This window comes from Pseudomonas entomophila (genome assembly GCF_029478665.1).
GTDB lineage: Bacteria > Pseudomonadota > Gammaproteobacteria > Pseudomonadales > Pseudomonadaceae > Aquipseudomonas > Aquipseudomonas entomophila_F.
The window spans coordinates 41,354-59,905 of record NZ_JARPQB010000014.1 but is presented as its reverse complement, the minus strand read 5'-3'; the positions used below and the strand labels follow the sequence as shown (position 1 = coordinate 59,905).

Below are 18,552 nucleotides of genomic sequence, written 5' to 3'. Positions count from 1 at the left end.
TGCGTCTTCGGTCGCCGAGTCTAGAGTAAAGATCGGATCCAATGGCTCGTCGTAATCGGCCTAACAAGAGAAGCAGCATGGATGTCGCTCACACTCAACCACCGGACAATCGCTCGGTTCTGCTCGTCGTAGACGATTATCCGGAGAATCTCATCAGCATGCGGGCCTTGCTGTCCCGCCAGGACTGGCAGGTATTGACCGCCAGCTCAGGGATGGAAGCCCTGAGTGCCCTGCTGGAAAACGAAGTCGACCTCGTGCTGCTCGACGTGCAGATGCCCGAGATGGATGGTTTTGAAGTCGCTCGGTTGATGCGCGGCAGCCAACGCACCCGGCTGACCCCGATCATTTTCCTCACCGCCAATGAACAGTCCGAGGCCGCCGTGCTCAAGGGCTATGCCAATGGCGCGGTGGACTACCTGTTCAAACCGTTCGACCCGCAGATCCTCAAGCCCAAAGTCCAGGCGCTGCTTGAGCAACAGCGCAACCGGCGCATGCTGCAAAGCCTGACCCGTGAGCTGGAGTCGGCCCGTGCCTTCAATGCCTCGATCCTGGAGAACGCCGCCGAAGGCATCCTGGTGGTGGACGAGTCGGGCACCATCAATTTCGCCAATCCTGCCATCTCGCGCCTGCTCGACACACCGGTGGAGAAGCTGCAGGGCGCGCATGTGCTGGACCTGATTCAGTTGCCATGCGCCAACCTGTGGCATGAGTCGGACTTTTACCAGGCTTACCTCAAGCGCCAGATCTTCCGGGTCCACGACGCGCAGTTGCGCACCGTCAGCGGCCAGCTGATACCCGTGGCGCTGTCCTGCGCGCCGCTGCCTGCCGAGCAGCGGGCCATGGTGGTGACGGTGCTGGACATGTCGGTGGTGCGCAGCCTGCACCAGCAGCTGGAGTACCAGGCGGTCACCGACCCGCTGACCGGCCTGCTCAACCGCCGCGGTTTCTACCAGGCCGCCGAGGGCGCGCTGATGCGCAACGAGCGCTCCGACAAGGTCCGCGCCCTGATGTACATGGACCTGGATGGGTTCAAGCGGATCAACGATCTGCTCGGGCATGAAGCCGGGGACAAGGTGCTGCGCTGGGTCGCCGAGCAGCTCAAGGAGTGCCTGGGCAGCGAGGCGTTGCTGGCACGCATGGGCGGGGACGAGTTCACCGCGCTGTTCGACGGTTTGCCGTACCCGGAGCAGGCCGGGCGCTACGCCGAGAAACTGCTCGAGCGGATGTCCAGCTTCCAGCAACTCGATGGGTTGGAGGTCAGCCTCGGCGTGAGCATTGGTATCGCCACCTACCCGGACTGTGGTGCCAATGTCGAAGGTCTGCTGCGCGCGGCCGACGCTGCCATGTATGCCGCCAAGCAGGCCGGGCGCCAGCAGTATCGTTTCTATGACGAAGAGCTCAACGGCCGCGCCCGTTCGCGATTGATGCTCGAGGACAGTGTGCGCGAGGCCATCGAGCAGAACGATTTCACCCTGGTCTACCAGCCCCAGGTAGCCTTCGCCGATGGTCGTCTGCGTGGCTTCGAGGCCCTGCTGCGCTGGCAGCACCCGAGTGTCGGCGATGTGCCGCCCGGGCTGTTCATCCCGCTGCTGGAAGAGGCACGGCTGATCAACAGGCTGGCCAGCTGGATCTACCGCAAGGGCGCTGCCCAGCGCCGGGAGTGGGACGAGCGCTTCGGCTCGCAGCTGGTCCTGGGAATCAGCCTCAGCCGGGCGCAGTTCGCCATGCCGGGCCTGGCTGACGAGCTGGCGCGAGTACTCGACGAGCATGGCTTGCAGCCGGCCCAACTGGAAGTGGAGGTAGCCGAGACTTCGCTGATGTACAACATCGACGCCGCGGTGAAGCAGGTGCATCGTCTGCGTGAGCTGGGCATTCGCGTGGCGCTGGATGATTTTGGCGCTGGCGACTGCTCGTTGCGTATGTTGCGCGACCTGCCCATCGACACGTTGAAAATCGACCGCCACCTGGTGGCGCGGCTGCCGGAGTCGGCGGCGGACATCGCCATGGCCCGCAGCGTCATCGGCCTGTGCGCCGACTATGGCATCACGGTGATCGCCGAGGGCGTGGAAACCAAAGCCCAGGCCGATTGGCTCAAAAGCAGCGGTTGCACCTATGTGCAGGGGTTCCTGGTCGCCCGCCCGATGACTGCCAGCGATGCCAGTGGCTTTCCGCCGATTTTCCCCTGGACCCCGTGATTGGCTACACTCGCCTCTTCCCAGTCCGATCCACCCGTCATGACCGCACTTCGCTATCTGCAAGCCTACCCGCCTCACCTCCAGGAACAGGTGCGCCAGATGATCGCCAGCCAACGCCTGGGCGACTATCTGCGGCAGCGTTACCCCGAGCGTCACGCGGTGCAGAACGACAAGGCGCTGTACACCTACGCCCAGGACCTCAAGCAACAGTACCTGCGCAGCGCGCCGCCGCTGGATAAAGTGTTGTTCGACAACCGCCTGGACCTCACCCACCGCGCGTTGGGGCTGAACACCGCGGTGTCGCGTGTGCAGGGCGGCAAGCTCAAGGCGAAGAAGGAGATCCGCGTCGCCTCGCTGTTCAAGGAGGCTGCGCCGCAGTTCCTGCGCATGATCGTGGTGCATGAGCTGGCGCACCTGAAAGAGCGCGACCACAACAAGGCGTTCTACCAGCTCTGCCAGCACATGGAGCCGGACTACCACCAACTGGAATTCGACCTGCGCGTCTACCTGACCTATCGGGAACTGCCGGGCAACACCTGAGGGACAAGCACCCCATGACCACGGAAGTGAGCAAGACCCGCAGCAGCTTCTACCGCCGCCTGTACGTGGCCTGGCTGATCGACAGCCAGACCGCCACCAGCGTACCGGCCTTGATGGAGGCCACCGGCATGCCGCGGCGCACCGCCCAGGACACCATCACCGCCCTGGCCGACCTGGATATCATCTGCGAGTTCGAGCAGCAGGCTGGGGCGCGCAACCACGCCGGGCATTACCGTATCCGTGACTGGGGCGCCATCGACAAGCAGTGGATCATCCAGCACCTGCGCCAGATCCGCGAAGTGCTGGGTTACCCCTGAAAGGGGCGCAGTCTCTGTAGGAGCGGCTTCAGCCGCGAACACCGGCGCAGCCGGTGCCATGCAGCGCGTCGCTTGCTTCGCGGCTGAAGCCGTTCCTACAGGGGCCGTGCCGGGCCCTTACACCACACCCCATTTTCAGGATGTTCCGATGTCTGCCAAGGCCATCAACGCACGTTTCAGCAACTACGCCGCCATGGCCGATGGTGTCGCCACCCTGCTGTTCCCCCACGCCGAAGTCGTGGTCCATGACCTGCGCAGCCAGACCGTGGTGCATATCGCCAACAACATTTCCAAGCGGCAGTTGGGCGACGACTCGGCGCTCGAAGACTTGCCGGGCGAACTGAGTGCTGCCACGCCGCTGGGGCCCTACGAAAAGCTCAACTGGAACGGTCAGAAAGTTCGCTCGATCAGCAGTGTCATGCTCAATGACGCCGGGGTACCTGAAGCGCTGTTGTGCATCAATTTCAATGTCTCGGTGCTGGAGCAGGCCAAGCAGGCGCTGGACCTGTTCTTCCAGGCCAACCGCTTGCTGCCCCAGCCCGACGTGCTGTTCCGCGACGATTGGCAGGAGCGCATCAACACCTTCCTGCATGGCTGGCTCAGGGAGCGTGGCTTGAGCCTCGATGGCCTCACCCGCGAGCACAAGCGCGAGCTGGTGGAGGCGCTGCACGGTGAAGGGGCGTTCCGCGGTGGCAGCGCCTACGACTACGTGGCCAATGTCCTGGGCATGGGCCGGGCGACGATCTACAAGTACGTGAAGATTGCCCGGGAGGCTTGAGGCCTGCGCGCCGGTGGTCTGTTGCCGGCTTGTGTTAAATGGAAAAATATTCTACGGTGGATTTTTATTCCATAGGCGGTGGCCTGTACCCGCCGTCTGATCCAGGAGCATCCACCCGTGGCAATAGACGACATTGCGCTCGATCAGCTGTACCAATCCATCCGCCTGGCCCATGCCGCCCTGCGCCCCCAGGTGCCGGTGACGCCGCTGACGCGTAGCCCCGGCCTTTGCGCCATGACGGGATGCGACGTCCACCTCAAGTGCGAACACCTTCAGCTCACCGGCTCCTTCAAGTTTCGCGGCGCCAGCAACAAGCTGCGGCTGCTGGATGCCGAGCAACGCACCAAGGGCGTAATCGCGGCCTCTTCCGGCAATCATGGTCAGGGGCTGGCGCTGGCCGGGCAGCTGCTTGGCGTGCCGGTGACCGTGCATGTCAGCCATGAAGCCTCGCCCGTGAAGATCAATGCCATGCGCCAGCTCGGCGCCGAGGTGTCGGTGCTGGACGTCGACTCCCTGGGCGCCGAAATGCAGGCCCGCCACGAAGCCGAGCGCCAGGGCAAGACGTTCGTCTCGCCCTACAACGACCTCGAAGTGATCGCCGGGCAGGGCACCATCGGCATGGAGTTGTTCGACCAGGCGCCGGACCTGGACGCGGTGTTCGTCGCCGTGGGTGGCGGCGGCATGGTCTCTGGTATCGCCACCGCCTTGCACACGTTATCCCCTTCGACCGAAATCATCGGCTGCTGGCCAGCCAATGCGCCGACCTTGCAGCGCTCGCTCGAAGTTGGCCGGATCATCGACATGGAGGAGCAGCCCACGCTGTCCGATGGGACCGCCGGAGGCGTGGAGCAGGACGCCGTCACCTTCCCGATTCTGCAGCGGCTGCTGAAGAAAACCGTGCTGGTCAGTGAAGACGAAATCAAGCAGGCCATGCGCGACGTCGCCGCTTGTGAGCGCTGGATCATCGAGGGTGCCGCCGCGGTGGCCTTGGCAGGCATGAAGCAGGTCGCAAGGGATTATCAGGGCAAGAAAGTGGCCGTTATCCTGTGTGGGCGCAACGTGAAGCTGGAGACCTTCCTCGAGGCCATCGCATGAAAATCCATGAACGTGACGCGATCATCACCAGCCTTGACCTCGACGAGGCCGTGCGCTGGCTGGAACAGGGCTTCACGGCCTACTCGCAGGGGCGGGTGCAGGCGCCCCCCGTGCAGGCTTTCGCGTTCGCCCAGGCCAATGGCGACTGTTGCGTGAAGTCCGCGTACCTCGAAGGCGGCGACACTTTCACCGTCAAGGTATCCACGGGTTTCTACGACAATCCCGCGCAGGGCCTGGAAAGCAACGACGGCCTGATGCTGGTGTTCAGCGCGCGCACGGGCCAACCGCTGGCCCTGCTGGCTGACCAGGGCTGGTTGACCGGCATGCGCACCGCCCTGGCCGGGCGCATCGTGGCGCGGTTGCTGGCGCCACGCCAGGTCGAGCGCATTGGCATCCTGGGCACCGGCACCCAGGCACGCATGCAGCTTGAGCAACTGATGCCGGTTATCCCCTGTCGCGAGTTGAGTGTCTGGGGCCGCAGCGAAGCGGGGCTGGCCAGTTACCGTGATTTCGCCGAGCGGCTGGGTTTCACGGTGCGCCTGGAACGTGAGCCGCGGGCCGTGGCAGAGGCCGCGAACCTCATCATCAGCGCAACGCCTTCGCGCCAAGCCCTGCTCGAACCCGACTGGGTCCGCCCCGGCACCCATATCACTGCGGTCGGTGCCGATGCACCTGGCAAGCAGGAGCTCGCTGCACGTCTGGTGGCGAAGGCCGACCTGGTCGTGGTCGATTCGCTCAGTCAATGCAGCCAGTACGGCGAGGTTTCCCATGCATTGCAGGCCGGGTTGCTCGAGCGTTCGCGCTTGTTGGAACTTGGCACCTTGCTCGGCAATCCCAGCATGGGGCGCGCCAGTGACGACCAGTTGACCGTGGCGGACCTGACCGGTGTCGCGGTCCAGGACGCGCAGATCGCTTGCTACGCTTACCACGCCTTGCGGCACGGAGGATCCTCTAGTTCGACCAAAATAGAGGCTATTTGATATTACTGGCCGCTGCCGTCGGCCGCAGGCTTTGTGTAATCTGCAAAGTCTGTAGCGAAGATCGCCATTTCCAGCGTGTGCCCCCCACTGCGAAAGGACTTGAGCATGCGGCCACTGCTTTGCGTTCTTGGATTGCTGAGTGTGTTGTGCGCAGGTCCGGCCTCCGGCCTCGAGAAGCTGCGTCTGGTGGCGGACAGCTGGCCGCCCTTCACCGATAGCGGGATGCCCGGCGGCGGCCTGGCGACCAACATCGTCACCACTGCCCTCACACGCGCCGGCTATGCCACCGAGTTCGAAGAGGTGCCCTGGGCCCGGGCGCTGATGGGGGTGGGGGAAGGGCGCTACGACGTGTTGATCAACGCGTGGTTCAATGACGAGCGCACACGCATCGGCCAGTTCTCAAATGCCTACCTCACCAACCGCATCCGCCTGCTCAAGCACGAAGGTGAAACCTTCGGCTACCAGAAGCTTGCCGACCTTTACCCCTATAGCATTGCCGTGGTGCGTGACTACGCCTATTCACCGGCTTTCGACAGTGACACCCGGCTGAACAAGGTACCGGTGCGCAGCTTTTCGTCGGCAGTGCGCATGTTGGCAGCGGGCAGGGTCAACCTGGCGGTGGAGGACGAGTATGTGGCGCGCTACAACCTGCAGCGCGAGCCGCCGCAGGTGCGCGAGGCGGTGTCCTTTGTCGAGCCGCCGCTGGCGGAGAACAGCCTGCATATCCTGGTGAGCCTCAAGCATCCCGAGCACCAGCAGATCGTCAAGCGCTTCGAGAAGGCCATTGCGGCGATGAAGGCCGACGGGAGCTATGACCGCTTGTTGCGCCAGCATGGTTTTTGACGTGAGGGCCCGTTCGCCGGCAAAGCCGGCTCCTACAGGTTGCGGGTATTCGCTGCAGTTGTAGGCGCCGGCATTGCCGGCGAAAAGGCATTCACCTCAAGCCGGTTCGCCTTCCTTGATCAGATGCCCCGCCAAGGTCCGCAACGGCCCCAACTGCCGGCAGATCAACGCCAGTTGCGACTGCACCAGGCGCTGATGCTCATCCAGCTCCTCGGGCATCTGCTCCAGGCTGTTGGCCAGTGCTTCCTCGGCATCGCTGTGAATTGCCACTGGCAGCCGTGCCGCCAGGCCATTGGCGATCTCGTCGAGGCTCGCGGCCAACGCTTGCCCGGCCCCCTCGATCAATTGCTCGTGCACCTCGGCCGGCAGCGCCGTGTCGCGGTGCGCCCCCAGCCCCGAGAGGTAGCTGAGCAAGGTGTGCGACAGCACCAGGAAGCGGAAGCCCACGTCGGCCTCCTTACGGAAATGCCCGGGCTCCATGAGCATGTTGGCCAGGGTGGTCGACAGCGCCGCGTCGGCATTGTGCGCATTGCGCCGGGCCAGGCGGTAGGCGAGGTCGTCGCGCTTGCCGTGGGCGTACTGCTGCATGATCTGGCGCAGGTACTGGCTGGCGCAGGCCAGGGTATTGGCCAGCACCTTGTTCAGGCGTCGGCCCTGCCAGTCGGGGAGGAACAGGAATACCGCGAGAATCGCGATCAGGCTGCCGACCAAGGTGTCGAACAGGCGCGGCAGGAACAGGCCGTAGCCATCGCCGATCTGGTTGAAGCAGAACAGCACCATCAGGGTGATCGCCGCCGTGGCCAAGGTGTAGCGGGTGGTGCGGTTGACGAAGAACACCACCCCGGCCACCACGGCGAAGGTCGACTGGATCAACGGGTTGGGGAACAGGTCGAACAGCGCCCAGCCCACGGTCAGGCCGATGGCGGTGCCGAAGATCCGCTGCACCAGCTTGCGTCGGGTGGCGCCATAGTTGGGCTGGCAGACGAACAGGGTGGTGAGGATGATCCAGTAGCCCTGCGTCGGGTGGATCAGGTGCACCATGCCGTAGCCGATCGACAGCGCCAGCGGCAGGCGCAGGGCATGGCGGAACAGCAGCGAGGTCGGGGTGAGCTGGGTGCGCAGGCGCGTCCAGACATCCTTCAGCGTGCGTGGCGAACGGTCGAGCAGGCTGCTGTCGCTGGCGTCGGCGAGGCTGTCGGGGTTGCTGGCGGCGCTGAGCAGGCGATCAAGGGTTGCCAGGTTGGCCGCCAATGCCCGCAGCGAGCGCAGCAGGCCACGCCAGGCCGGGTTGTTCTGGGTGCGCAGGTGTTCCAGTGAGGCGTTCAAGTCTTCCAGGGCTTCGGGGTAGCCGCTGGCGAGCACGAACGGCTGGCGCAGTCGGATCGAGCGGGCCAGCTCCTGGCAGGATGCCCCCTGTTTGCGCAGCAGGCGCTGGCAGCGGAACATCACGTCGCTGTGGAAGAAGGCGTCGGTCAGGGCGTTGTAGGGGTAGTGCGAGGCGCTGACCCGCTCATGGATATCCTGGGCCAGGAAGTACAGCTTGAGGTAGCGGCTGACCTTGGAGTTGGGTTGGCTGTTGCCGACCCGGTGCAGGATGATCTCCTTCGCGGCGTTGAGCGCGGCCACCACCTTGCCGTTCTGCTTGGCCAGCTCCAGGCGCGTGGCTTCTACATCGAGAGTGCGCACCGGCTCGAACAGGCTGGCCTTGAGCTTGAGGTAGCTGCCCAGCTCGAAGAACAGCTTGGCCAGGCTCTGTTGCACCGGCTGGTTGGAGAACAGCGCCTGCCACAGCACCGACAGCGACCCGTACCAGGCCGCGCCGGCCACCAGCAGCAAGGGTTCGTGCCAGAAGTCGCTGACTTCGCCGCCGCGCTGGTCCACGCCGATCATGGTGTACACCGACAGGATCAGCGTCGCCGAGGCGATCGCGCCATAACGCTCGCCCAGGGCCCCGAGCATGGTCAGGCCGAAGGCCGCCAGGGCCAGGGCGCCAGCGAAGATCCAGGGGTAGGGGAACAACAGTTCCACCGACAGGGCGGCGATGGCGAAACACACCAGGGTGACGGCCAGGGCGCTGAGGCGGCCCTGCCAGCCATCGTCGGTCTCGGCCAGGGCGCTGGCGATGATGCCGAGGAACAGTGGGATCAGCAGGCTCATCTCGTTCTGGTACCAGCACCAGGCCATGCTGCCGGTGAGGGCAATGGTCACGCGGATGGCGTAGCTGAACTTGTCTTGGCCCCACAGGCGACGCAATGAATGGCGGAACGAGCTCGATGACATGATGGCCCTGGGCTGAGATCGGTTGAGTAGCTTCGAGGCCGTCTGGGGCCGCTGTGCGACCCTTTCGCGGCACAAGGCCGCTCCTACAGGAGATCGCGTACCTCTGTAGGAGCGGCCTTGTGCCGCGAAAGGGCTGCGCAGCAGCCCCAGAAATGGCACTCCGAGCACAGACCAGCAAGAAGCGTTCCGTGCTGCTGAATGGATTCTACTCTACACGAACTGTGCCGCGGCGTTGGCCGAAGCCCAGGCCCACTGGAAGTTGAAACCGCCCAGGTGCCCGCTCACGTCCAGCACCTCGCCAATGAAGTAGAGCCCCGGGCTCTTCAGCGACTCCATGGTCTTGGACGACACTTCGCGGGTATCCACGCCTCCCAGGGTGACCTCGGCGGTGCGATAGCCCTCGGTGCCCGCTGGCACCACCTGCCAGGCCGACAGTTTCTCGGCGATCTGGGTCAACTCTGCCGGTGTGTACTGTTTCAAGGGTTTCGAAACGAACCACTGCTCGGCCAGCAGGTTGGCCAGCTTGCGGGTGAACACCTCGCCCAGCACGGTCTTCAGCTCGCTGTTGGGGCGTTCGACCTGCTGGCCCTGCAACCACTCCAGCGCATCGCGGTCGGGCAGCAGGTTGATCTCGACCGTGTCGCCGGCCTCCCAGAACGATGAGATCTGCAGGATCGCCGGGCCGCTCAGGCCGCGGTGGGTGAACAGCAGGTTTTCGCGGAAGCTCGTGCCGTTGCAACTGGCGACGCAATCCAGCGAGGTGCCGGACAACTCGGTGCACAGTGCCTTGAGCTGGGGCTCGGTGATGGTGAACGGCACCAGGCCGGCGCGGGTCGGCAGCAGTTCATGGCCGAACTGGCGGGCGACCTGGTAGCCGAAACCAGTGGCGCCCAAGGTCGGGATCGACAGGCCGCCGGTGGCGATCACCAGCGACTGGCAGGCGAACGGCCCGGCGCTGGTCTGCAAGGTGTAGCCAGCCTCGGTTTTCTCGATCTGTTCGATACTGGTGTTCATGCGCAATTCGGCGCCTGCGTTATCACACTCGGCCAGCAGCATGTCGAGGATGTCGCTGGACTTGTTGTCGCAGAACAGCTGGCCGAGCTTCTTCTCGTGGTACGGCACGCCGTGCTTGCACACCAGTTCGATGAAGTCCCACTGGGTGTAGCGGGCCAGCGCTGACTTGCAGAAGTGCGGGTTGTGCGACAGGAAGTTGGCAGGCTCGGTGTACATATTGGTGAAGTTGCAGCGCCCGCCGCCGGACATGAGGATCTTCTTGCCCGGCTTGTTGGCGTGGTCGAGCACCAGCACCCGGCGCCCGCGCTGGGCGCTGAGCAGGGCGCACATCAGGCCGGCGGCGCCGGCGCCGAGGATGATCACGTCGGTGGATTGCACGGTGTTACCTCTTCAGAATTGCCGGGGCTGCCTTGCAGCCCTTTCGCGGCACAAGGCCGCTCCTACAGGATGTGCGCGATTCCCTGTAGGAGCGGCCTTGTGCCGCGAAAGGGCCGCAAAGCGGCCCCAAATTAGGTCAGACGATGCGGACTTTCAGGGCACGGCCCTTGATCTTGCCGCTGTTCAGCCGCTGCATGGCCTGCTTGGCCACCGCCCGCTCCACGGCGACGAACGCCACGAAGTCGAAGATGGCGATCTTGCCCACCTGCTTGCCCGGCAGCCCGGCATCGCCGGTCAGCGCGCCGAGGATGTCGCCCGGGCGCAGCTTGTCCTTGCGCCCGGCGCCGATGCACAGGGTGGTCATCGTCGGCAGCAGCGGCTCGCCGCCCTTGCTCTTGAGGTTGTCCAGCTGTTCCCAGCGCAGCGGCTTGTTCTGCAGGTCCTCGATGGCCTGGGCGCGGTGGCCTTCGGCCGGGGCCACCAGGCTGATCGCCACGCCTTTTTCGCCGGCACGGCCGGTACGGCCGACACGGTGTACATGGATCTCGGCGTCACGGGCCAGCTCGACGTTGATCACCAGGTCCAGGCCGTCGATGTCCAGGCCGCGGGCGGCCACATCGGTGGCCACCAGCACCGAGCTGCTGCGGTTGGCGAACATCGTCAGCACCTGGTCGCGGTCGCGCTGCTCCAGGTCGCCGTGCAGGGCCTGGGCGACGATGCCCTTGGCGGTCAGGTGGGTGACCAGGTCCTCGCACTGCTGCTTGGTGAAGCAGAACGCCACGCAGGACTGCGGGCGGTAGTGGCCGAGCACACGGGTCACGGCTTCAAGACGCTGCTGCGGGTCGATCTCGATGAAGCGCTGCTCGATCTGGCTGTCGCTGTGCAGCGCCTCGACCTTGACCTGCTGCGGCTGGCGCATGAAGTCCTTGGCCAACTGCTCGATGCCAGCCGGGTAGGTGGCGGAGAACAGCAGGGTCTGGCGGCGCGACGGGGTTTTGCCGATGATGCTGGCGATGGCGTCGAAGAAACCCATGTCGAGCATGCGGTCGGCTTCATCCAGTACCAGGGTGTTGAGCCCGTCGAGTACCAGAGTGCCCTTGTCCAGGTGCTGCTGGATGCGCCCCGGGGTGCCGACGATGATGTGCGCGCCGTGCTCCAGCGAAGCGATCTGCGGGCCGAGCGACACGCCGCCGCACAGGGTGAGGATCTTGATGTTGTCCTCGGCGCGGGCCAGGCGACGCAGCTCCTTGGCCACCTGATCGGCCAGCTCCCGGGTCGGGCACAGCACCAGCGCCTGGCAGCCGAAGTAGCGCGGGTTGATCGGGTTGAGCAGGCCGATGCCGAAGGCAGCGGTCTTGCCGCTGCCGGTCTTGGCCTGGGCAATCAGGTCCTGGCCCTTGAGGATGACCGGCAGGCTCTGGGCCTGGATCGGGGTCATCGAGGCGTAGCCCAGGGCGTCCAGGTTGGCCAGCATGGCGGTGGACAGCGGGAGGGTGGCAAAGGCGGTGGTTTCAACGGTCACGAGGCGGGCCTGCGGTGCGAAGCGAAAAATGCCGCACAGTCTACCAGCCTCGTGGCCATTCGCCCTACGACTCGACGTGATGTTCCGGACGACGGGCGCGCCTTCCGTCCGTCGGTGCCAGTTGCAGGAAGATCGCCGCCGCCAGCATGGCCATCACACCGATCGTCACGAAAGTCAGCTGGAACGCGCCCAGCGTGCTTTCCACGCCCTCGGCGCTGCCTGCCGCGGTGAAGCCGCCGAGCAAGGCACCGGCGCAGGCCACGCCCAGGCTCAGCGACAGTTGCGCGACCACCGACAACAAGCTGTTGCCACTGCTGGCGCTGGCGTCATCGAGGTCGATCAGGGTCACCGTGTTCATCGCGGTGAACTGCATCGAGTTCACCGCCCCCAGCAGCGCCAGTTGCACCAGCAGCAAGGCGTAGGGTGTCTGCGCGTCGACCAGCCCCAGGCTGGCCAGCAACAGGCCCAGCAGCAGGGTGTTGCCGGTGAGCACGATGCGATAGCCCAGGCGCTCGATCAGTGGCCGGGCGATGGATTTGGCGACCATTGCCGCCGCCGCCAGCGGGATCATGCTCATGCCGGCCTGGGCCGGCGAATAGCCCAGCGCCACCTGCAGCAGCAGGGGCACGAGGAAGGGCAGGGCGCCGCTGCCCAGGCGGGCGAACAGGTTGCCGAGGATGCCGATGGCGAAGGTGCGCACGCGAAACAGCGACGGCGAGAACAGCGGCTCCGGATCACGCCCGGCACGCAGCCAGTAGGCAGCCAGGCAGGCCATGCCGGCGAACAGCAACAGCATCACCCGCAGGTGCGGCAGGTGCAGTTCGCCCAGGCCCTCCATGGCGATGGTGATCAGCACCATCGCCGCGCCGAACAGCAGGAAACCCGGGCCGTCGAAGGTGGTGCGTTCGGCGCCGCGCAGGTCGGGGATGAACTTCCACACCGCGTAGCAACCCAGTGCGCCCACCGGCAGGTTGAGCAGGAAGATCCAGTGCCAGGTGAGGATCTCCACCAGCCACCCGCCGAGCGTTGGCCCCAGCAACGGCCCGAGCAGGCCGGGGATGGTGATGAAACTCATGATCCGCACCAGCTCGGTGCGTGGGTAGGCGCGCAGCACCACCAGCCGCCCGACCGGCAGCATCAGCGCGCCGCCCAGGCCCTGGATCACCCGGGCCAGGATCAGCAAGCCCAGGCTGTTGGCCATGGCGCACAGCAACGAGCCGAAGCTGAACAGCAGGATGGCGCTGAAGAAGATGCGCTTGGTACCGAAACGGTCGGCGATCCAGCCCGAGGCCGGGATCAGCAGGGCCACGGTGAGCATGTAGGCGATGATCACCCCCTGCATGCGCAGCGGGTCCTCGGCCAGGGAGCGGGCCATGGCCGGCAATGCGGTGTTGAGGATGGTGCCGTCCAGCGACTGCATGAAGAAGGCGATGGCCACCACCCAGGGGATCCAGCGGGCGGTGACGGGGTCCGGCGGGGCACGGTCGGGCATGGGGCTTCTCTTTGTTCTGCAGTCGGACTTGTTCGCCGGCAAGCCGGCTCCTACGTGCAACCCCCTGTAGGAGCCGGCTTGCCGGCGAACAGGCCGGACCTGCCAATCACAATGTCAGGGTCAACCCTTTGACCAACGCCCCCGGCAGGTGGCTCGACCCGGTGCTGCGCTGCCCATAGGTGCTGGTCGACAGGATCATCTCGCGCTCCTGGGTCAGGTCTTCCAACTGGCTGCCCAGCAGGTTGTACAGGCTGTCGTCGAAACGCATGGTGCTCACTGGCCCCTGGATCCTGCCGTTCTCGACCCAGAACGTGGCGAAGCGGGTCAGCCCGGTCATGCGTGCCGCTGGCAGGTCCGAATAGTTCAGGTACCAGAGGTTGCTGATGTACAGGCCGGTGCCGAGGCGTTCGAGGATCTGCGCGCTGGGCAGGTTACCTGGCGCCAGGCTGATCGCGCAGGGTGATTCATGGCTGTCGGCGCCGTTGGCCACAAGCTTGAACTCGGCGGCGCTACGGGCGCTCACCAACCGCTCCAGCCCACGCCCTTCGCCGATCAGCAACAGGTCGCGACGGGGCGAGCCTTCGTCGGAGAACGCCGGGCTCAGCGAACCACTGACCTGTTCGCTGAAACTCACCAGCGGGCTCAGCCGCGCGTCGCCGTTGTACAGGCGTTGCAGCGAACTGTTGCCGGTGGCCAGGGACTGCGCGGAAAAGCTGCCCCAGCAGAGCATGCCGGCGATTTCGTCCATCGCTGCGGGCGCCAGGTAGGCGCGATAGCTGCCGGGTTCGAGGGTGATGGCCGGGCGCCCCAGATGCTCCAGCTGCTCACGGGCCTGACGCAGGCGCGCGGCGAATTTCTCGCCACGCCAGGTTTGCCCCGCATAGTTGGCCTTGACCGCCTGCCCGTTGGCGTGGAACAGGCTCCAGTCGATGTTGAAGCTGTTGGCCTGGTGCCAGCCGAAGGCGCCGAAAGAGCTGGCGAAACCACGGCAGATGGGGCCGGCGGCGTGGATCCCGACCAGGTCCAGATCACCCGCTTCGCGCTCGATCAGGGCCAGTACCTCGTCCAGCTCGGGCAGCGGCGTCTCCAGCAGGCTATGGCTGTGCCACGCGCTTTCGTCGAGGCTCAGGTAAGGGTCCAGCGGTAGCAGAGGCAAGGTCTGGCGCAATTGCGCCAGTGCCTCGTGCAGGCGCTGGCGATCGAGTTCGGCGTCATCGCCCAGGGTGATCTGCTGTTCAGCCTGGCGCCCGTCACGCACCAACCGCAGTTGCGCACTGGCCTGGCTGACCAGGCCGGCCTGGCGCACCTTGGCGTGGTTGAAGCGCACGAATTGCGATTGTTCGGCACTGTAGCCGAGGGTGAACTGCTCGCCCGGCTGCACGGCGGCGTTCAGGCTGTCGAGCAGGCTTTCGAAGCGTTGTTGATACACGGAGCTCATCAGGCATCCCCTCCGAAGACGTCGATCTGGCTGAACACGCAGGCCGGTGAGGCATGGCCGACCCGCACTACCTGGTTGGGCTCGCCCTTGCCGCAGTTGGGCGTGCCGAGCACCTGGAAGGTGCCGCGGTCGCCGACTGCCGACAGGTTGCGCCAGAAGTCGGCGGAGATGCCGCGGTAGTTCGGGTTCTTCACCACGCCCTTGAGTTCGCCGTTCTCGATCAGCTGCCCCCACTCGCAGCCGAACTGGAACTTGTTGCGCGCATCGTCGATGGACCAGGAGCGGTTGGTGCGCATCAGGATGCCGCGCTCGATCCCCCCGATCAGTTGTTCGAGCGACTGGTCACCCGGTTCGATGTTGAGGTTGGCCATGCGGTCGATCGGCGCCCGGTTCCAGCCGCAGGCGCGGCTGTTGGCGACACCGTCCAGGCCCGAGCGTAACTGCGACAGCGCGCCGCCCAGGGGGCGGACCAACAGGCCATCGCGAATCAGGTACTGCTTGCTGGCCGGGGTGCCGTCGTCGTCGAAGCTGTAGCTGGCCAGCTCTTCGCCGATGGTCGGGTCGAAGGTCACGTTGAGCAATGTCGAGCCGTACTGCAGATGGCCAAAATCAGCGGCTTTGACGAAGCTGGTGCCGGCGTAGTTGCGCTCGTCGCCGAGGATGCGGTCCATCTCCAGCGGGTGACCGATGGATTCATGGATCTGCAGCATCATCTGGTCGGGCATCAGCAGCAGGTCGCGCTTGCCGCTCGGCGTATTGGGGGCCAGCAGCAGTTGCAGGGCCTCGTCGGCCACGCGCCGGGCCGCGCCGACCAGGCCGCAGCGCTCGATCACCTCGAAGCCGCCTTGCTGGCCGAAGTTCTCCCGGCCCAGGCTGCGGCTCTGGCTGTCCTGGCTGTCGCTGGCGGTGACGCCCAGGCCTGGGTAGATGAAGCGCTGGGCGTGGCGCAGTTCGGCGCCAGCGGAGTTCAGGTAGGTCTGTTCGACCAGGCTGATGCCCAGGCTCGCCTGCCAGTCCACCAGGCGAGTGTCCTTCGGCACGCTGGCCGATTCGCTGGCCAGCAGTTCAAGACAGTCGGCGAGGCTGGGCAGCGCCTGTTCGAAGTTGGGTGAGACGTGATCGTGACGACCGCTTGGCGCTGGCTGGCCACTGAGGTCGAGCAGGCTGCGGGCCTTGATCCGCCGGGCCAGCGCCTCGGCCTGTTCCAGGGCACGTTGCAGGCCTGCCTGGGAGAGGTCGGCGGTGGCCGCGTAGGCCTCGACGCCGGCGACCCGCACGGTGAGCATGGCGCCCTCGTCCTGGCTGAAATAGGGCGGTTCGGCGACATTGCGGCGAACCGAAAGTGACTGGTGCGATTGCTTCACGTGGCGAAGCGAGAACAGTTCGGCCGTGCTGCGCAGCGCTTTGAAGCGCTGGCGCAGCAGGGTGCTGGAGTCGAACATCGGAAACCTCCGTGTGTGCGGTGGCTCCCCCTAGAACCACCCCTCTTGCATGGCGAGGCACGTGTCGTCGCGGGCCTCGAGCAACGCGAGGTCATTATGGCAGCCCGGCACTTCCCAGGTGAGGAAATAACGCGCGGCCTGGAGCTTGCCCAGGTAGAAGTCGCGGTCGCTGCCCTTGAGCAGGCCGAGCTCGGCATGAATGGCCTGCTCCAGCCAGCGCCAGCCGATCACGCAGTGGCCGAACACCTTGAGGTACAGCGCCGAGTTGGCCAGCGCGCCTGCGACCTCGCCGCTGGCCAGGTCGCCGAGCAGGGTGAGCGTCACCACTTGCAGGCGGTTGACCAGTTGCTCCAGTGGCTGACGCAGCGGGTCGAGGTTCGGGTTATGGCTGGCGCGTTCGCAGGTGCCGGCAATCAGGCGGGTCAGCTGCTTGAGGCCGGCGCCGTTGTGCTGCGCCAGCTTGCGCCCGAGCAGGTCGAGGGACTGGATACCTTCGGTGCCTTCGTGGATCGGGTTGAGGCGGTTGTCGCGGTAGTACTGTTCGACCGGGTACTCGCGGGTATAGCCGTGGCCACCGAGGACCTGGATAGCCAGTTCATTGGCCTTGAGGCAGAACGCCGAGGGCCAGGACTTGACGATGGGGGTAAGCAGGTCGAGCAGTTCCAGGGCTTGCCGGCGTGCGTCTGCATCTGCGGCAGTATGGGTGTCATCGAACAGCCGGGCCGCGTATAGGCCCAGGTCGAAAGCGCCCTCCACGTAGGCTTTCTGTGCCAGCAGCATGCGCTTCACATCGCTGTGCTCAATGATCGGCACGGCGGGGCTGTGCGGGTTCTTGTTGTCCGGCAGGCGGCCCTGTGGACGTTGGCGGGCGTAATCCAGCGAATAGAGGTAGCCGGCGTAACCCAGCATCACAGCGCCCATGCCGACGCCGATGCGTGCCTCGTTCATCATCTGGAACATGCAGGCCAGGCCTTGGTGCGGCTGGCCGACCAGGTACCCGACGCACTGGCCGTTGTCGCCGAAGTTCAGCGCAGTGGAGGTGGTGCCGCGCCAGCCCATCTTGTGGAACAGGCCGGCCAGTAGCACGTCGTTGCGCGGGCCCAGGCTGCCGTCGGCGTTGACCCGGTACTTCGGCACGATGAACAGCGAGATGCCCTTCACCCCGGGTGGGGCGTCCGGCAGCTTGGCCAGGACCATGTGCACGATGTTCTCCGACAGTTCGTGGTCGCCGCCGGAGATGAAGATCTTGTTGCCCTTGAGCCGGTAGCTGCCGTCGCCCGCGGGTTCGGCGCGGGTACGGATATCGGCCAGCGACGAGCCGGCATGGGGCTCGGTAAGGGCCATGGTGCCGTAATAGCGGCCCTCGATCATCGGTTGCAGGAACAGCCGCTTCTGCTCGTCGCTGCCGAAGCTTTCGATCAGGTTGGCCGCGCCCATGGTCAGGAACGGGTAGGCCGTGGTGCCGGCGTTGGCGGCCTGGAAGTGGGCGAAGCAGGCCTGCGATACCAGGCTGGGCAACTGCATGCCGCCGACGTCGAAGTCGCGGTTGGCGTTGAGGAAGCCCGCTTCGAGGAAGGCATCCACCGCAGGCTTCACCTCCGGGATCAGCTCGGCGCGACCGTCCACATAGCGTGGCTCGTGCTCGTCGCCCTTGCGGTTGTGCGGGGCGAAGTATTTTTCGGCGAGGGTGCGGGCGGTGGTCAATGCGGCGTCGAAGGTCTCGCGGCTGTGCTCGGCGAAGCGCGGGCGCTGGGTCAGGGCCTCGGCGTCGAGGACCTCGTAGAGTTCGAAGGCGAGGTTGCGGCTGCTGAGAAGTTGCTCGGACATGGCGGCATTCCTGGTTCGGGATGCAGCGAGTCTAGGCGGGGTGGCGGCGGGTGGGACAGGTTAATTGGTCTGAGTGATATGGGTTCAGAAGTCGCTAGCGGCGGGCTGTAAACGGTGTTTGAGGTTAGCGTTGCAGCGCCTTTGAGATCGAGCGCTGCCCGCGCGGCGCATCGCGGATGAATCCGCTCCTACATTTATTGCAACGTGCCACAACCGTGAGGCCATAGTTGTCAGCCTTGGCGCAAGGCTTAAGGCAGGTGGGGCGGCAGATGCGCCAAACGAAAAATTGCGTCGTGCCAACAAGGCGAACAACCATGGCCTATCAGACATAGGCACGTTGCAACAGATGTAGGAGCGGATTCATCCGCGATGCGCCGCGCGGGCGGCGCTCGATCTGCTAGGCGCCGCAAA

Annotated in this window: 14 protein-coding genes; 7 read left to right on the top strand and 7 right to left on the bottom strand. The window is 65.3% G+C overall.

Going from position 1 to position 18,552, the window contains the following annotated elements; translation table 11 throughout:
- Nucleotides 1-77: 77 nt before the first annotated feature.
- The 7 genes from P5705_RS09725 (at nt 78) to P5705_RS09695 (ending at nt 6,748) form a co-directional block, all read left to right on the top strand.
- Nucleotides 78-2,195: a putative bifunctional diguanylate cyclase/phosphodiesterase gene (locus tag P5705_RS09725; protein ID WP_277460614.1), complete on the top strand. Its 2,118-nt coding sequence runs from the start codon at nt 78-80 to the stop codon at nt 2,193-2,195.
- Between the two features lie 39 nt (nt 2,196-2,234).
- Nucleotides 2,235-2,735 (top strand): M48 metallopeptidase family protein, encoded by a 501-nt coding sequence (locus P5705_RS09720; RefSeq protein WP_277460612.1) that lies wholly within the window; start codon nt 2,235-2,237, stop codon nt 2,733-2,735.
- 14 nt (nt 2,736-2,749) lie between these two features.
- The gene (locus P5705_RS09715; protein WP_277460611.1) at nt 2,750-3,052 is read left to right on the top strand and encodes a winged helix-turn-helix domain-containing protein; all 303 of its coding nucleotides are present in this window, start codon (nt 2,750-2,752) and stop codon (nt 3,050-3,052) included.
- A gap of 148 nt (nt 3,053-3,200) precedes the next feature.
- Complete coding sequence (locus tag P5705_RS09710) at nt 3,201-3,830, top strand: helix-turn-helix transcriptional regulator (RefSeq protein WP_277460610.1); 630 nt, start codon at nt 3,201-3,203, stop codon at nt 3,828-3,830.
- A 117-nt stretch (nt 3,831-3,947) separates the two neighbouring features.
- Nucleotides 3,948-4,925 (top strand): threonine/serine dehydratase, encoded by a 978-nt coding sequence (locus tag P5705_RS09705; RefSeq protein WP_277460609.1) that lies wholly within the window; start codon nt 3,948-3,950, stop codon nt 4,923-4,925.
- Nucleotides 4,922-5,905 carry an ornithine cyclodeaminase family protein gene (locus P5705_RS09700; protein ID WP_277460608.1) on the top strand — a complete coding sequence of 328 codons (984 nt, stop codon included), beginning with the start codon at nt 4,922-4,924 and terminating at the stop codon, nt 5,903-5,905. Before P5705_RS09705 ends, P5705_RS09700 begins: the two co-directional genes overlap by 4 nt.
- A 105-nt stretch (nt 5,906-6,010) precedes the next feature.
- The gene (locus P5705_RS09695; protein ID WP_277460607.1) at nt 6,011-6,748 is read left to right on the top strand and encodes a substrate-binding periplasmic protein; all 738 of its coding nucleotides are present in this window, start codon (nt 6,011-6,013) and stop codon (nt 6,746-6,748) included.
- A 96-nt stretch (nt 6,749-6,844) separates the two neighbouring features.
- On the opposite strand, the gene yccS is transcribed toward P5705_RS09695, so the two are convergent.
- The 7 genes from yccS to P5705_RS09660 all read right to left on the bottom strand — a co-directional run bounded on the left by yccS (nt 6,845) and on the right by P5705_RS09660 (nt 18,141).
- Entirely contained in the window at nt 6,845-9,028 is a 2,184-nt protein-coding gene (yccS, locus tag P5705_RS09690) for a YccS family putative transporter (protein WP_277460606.1), read from the bottom strand.
- Nucleotides 9,029-9,238: 210 nt separating this feature from the next.
- Complete coding sequence (locus tag P5705_RS09685) at nt 9,239-10,420, bottom strand: NAD(P)/FAD-dependent oxidoreductase (protein ID WP_277460605.1); 1,182 nt, start codon at nt 10,418-10,420, stop codon at nt 9,239-9,241.
- A gap of 136 nt (nt 10,421-10,556) precedes the next feature.
- On the bottom strand, nt 10,557-11,894 hold the full coding sequence (gene dbpA, locus P5705_RS09680) for an ATP-dependent RNA helicase DbpA (protein WP_231845326.1): 1,338 nt from the start codon (nt 11,892-11,894) through the stop codon (nt 10,557-10,559).
- A gap of 112 nt (nt 11,895-12,006) precedes the next feature.
- Complete coding sequence (mdtD, locus tag P5705_RS09675) at nt 12,007-13,434, bottom strand: multidrug transporter subunit MdtD (protein WP_277460604.1); 1,428 nt, start codon at nt 13,432-13,434, stop codon at nt 12,007-12,009.
- Between the two features lie 106 nt (nt 13,435-13,540).
- On the bottom strand, nt 13,541-14,872 hold the full coding sequence (locus P5705_RS09670; RefSeq protein WP_277460603.1) for a TldD/PmbA family protein: 1,332 nt from the start codon (nt 14,870-14,872) through the stop codon (nt 13,541-13,543).
- Nucleotides 14,872-16,314, bottom strand: coding sequence for a TldD/PmbA family protein (locus P5705_RS09665; RefSeq protein ID WP_277460602.1), 1,443 nt, complete (start codon nt 16,312-16,314; stop codon nt 14,872-14,874). Before P5705_RS09665 ends, P5705_RS09670 begins: the two co-directional genes overlap by 1 nt.
- Nucleotides 16,315-16,344: 30 nt before the next feature.
- On the bottom strand, nt 16,345-18,141 hold the full coding sequence (locus tag P5705_RS09660) for an acyl-CoA dehydrogenase (RefSeq protein WP_277460601.1): 1,797 nt from the start codon (nt 18,139-18,141) through the stop codon (nt 16,345-16,347).
- Nucleotides 18,142-18,552: the final 411 nt, after the last annotated feature.

Excerpts from the sequence above, each read along its gene's own strand:
- P5705_RS09725 (WP_277460614.1), top strand. The coding sequence starts at position 78 with ATGGATGTCGCTCACACTCAACCACCGGACAATCGCTCGGTTCTGCTC.
- P5705_RS09720 (WP_277460612.1), top strand. The coding sequence starts at position 2,235 with ATGACCGCACTTCGCTATCTGCAAGCCTACCCGCCTCACCTCCAGGAA.
- P5705_RS09715 (WP_277460611.1), top strand. The coding sequence starts at position 2,750 with ATGACCACGGAAGTGAGCAAGACCCGCAGCAGCTTCTACCGCCGCCTG.
- P5705_RS09710 (WP_277460610.1), top strand. The coding sequence starts at position 3,201 with ATGTCTGCCAAGGCCATCAACGCACGTTTCAGCAACTACGCCGCCATG.
- P5705_RS09700 (WP_277460608.1), top strand. The coding sequence starts at position 4,922 with ATGAAAATCCATGAACGTGACGCGATCATCACCAGCCTTGACCTCGAC.
- P5705_RS09695 (WP_277460607.1), top strand. The coding sequence starts at position 6,011 with ATGCGGCCACTGCTTTGCGTTCTTGGATTGCTGAGTGTGTTGTGCGCA.
- yccS (WP_277460606.1), bottom strand. The coding sequence starts at position 9,028 with ATGTCATCGAGCTCGTTCCGCCATTCATTGCGTCGCCTGTGGGGCCAA.
- dbpA (WP_231845326.1), bottom strand. The coding sequence starts at position 11,894 with ATGCTGGCCAACCTGGACGCCCTGGGCTACGCCTCGATGACCCCGATC.
- mdtD (WP_277460604.1), bottom strand. The coding sequence starts at position 13,434 with ATGCCCGACCGTGCCCCGCCGGACCCCGTCACCGCCCGCTGGATCCCC.
- P5705_RS09670 (WP_277460603.1), bottom strand. The coding sequence starts at position 14,872 with ATGAGCTCCGTGTATCAACAACGCTTCGAAAGCCTGCTCGACAGCCTG.
- P5705_RS09665 (WP_277460602.1), bottom strand. The coding sequence starts at position 16,314 with ATGTTCGACTCCAGCACCCTGCTGCGCCAGCGCTTCAAAGCGCTGCGC.
- P5705_RS09660 (WP_277460601.1), bottom strand. The coding sequence starts at position 18,141 with ATGTCCGAGCAACTTCTCAGCAGCCGCAACCTCGCCTTCGAACTCTAC.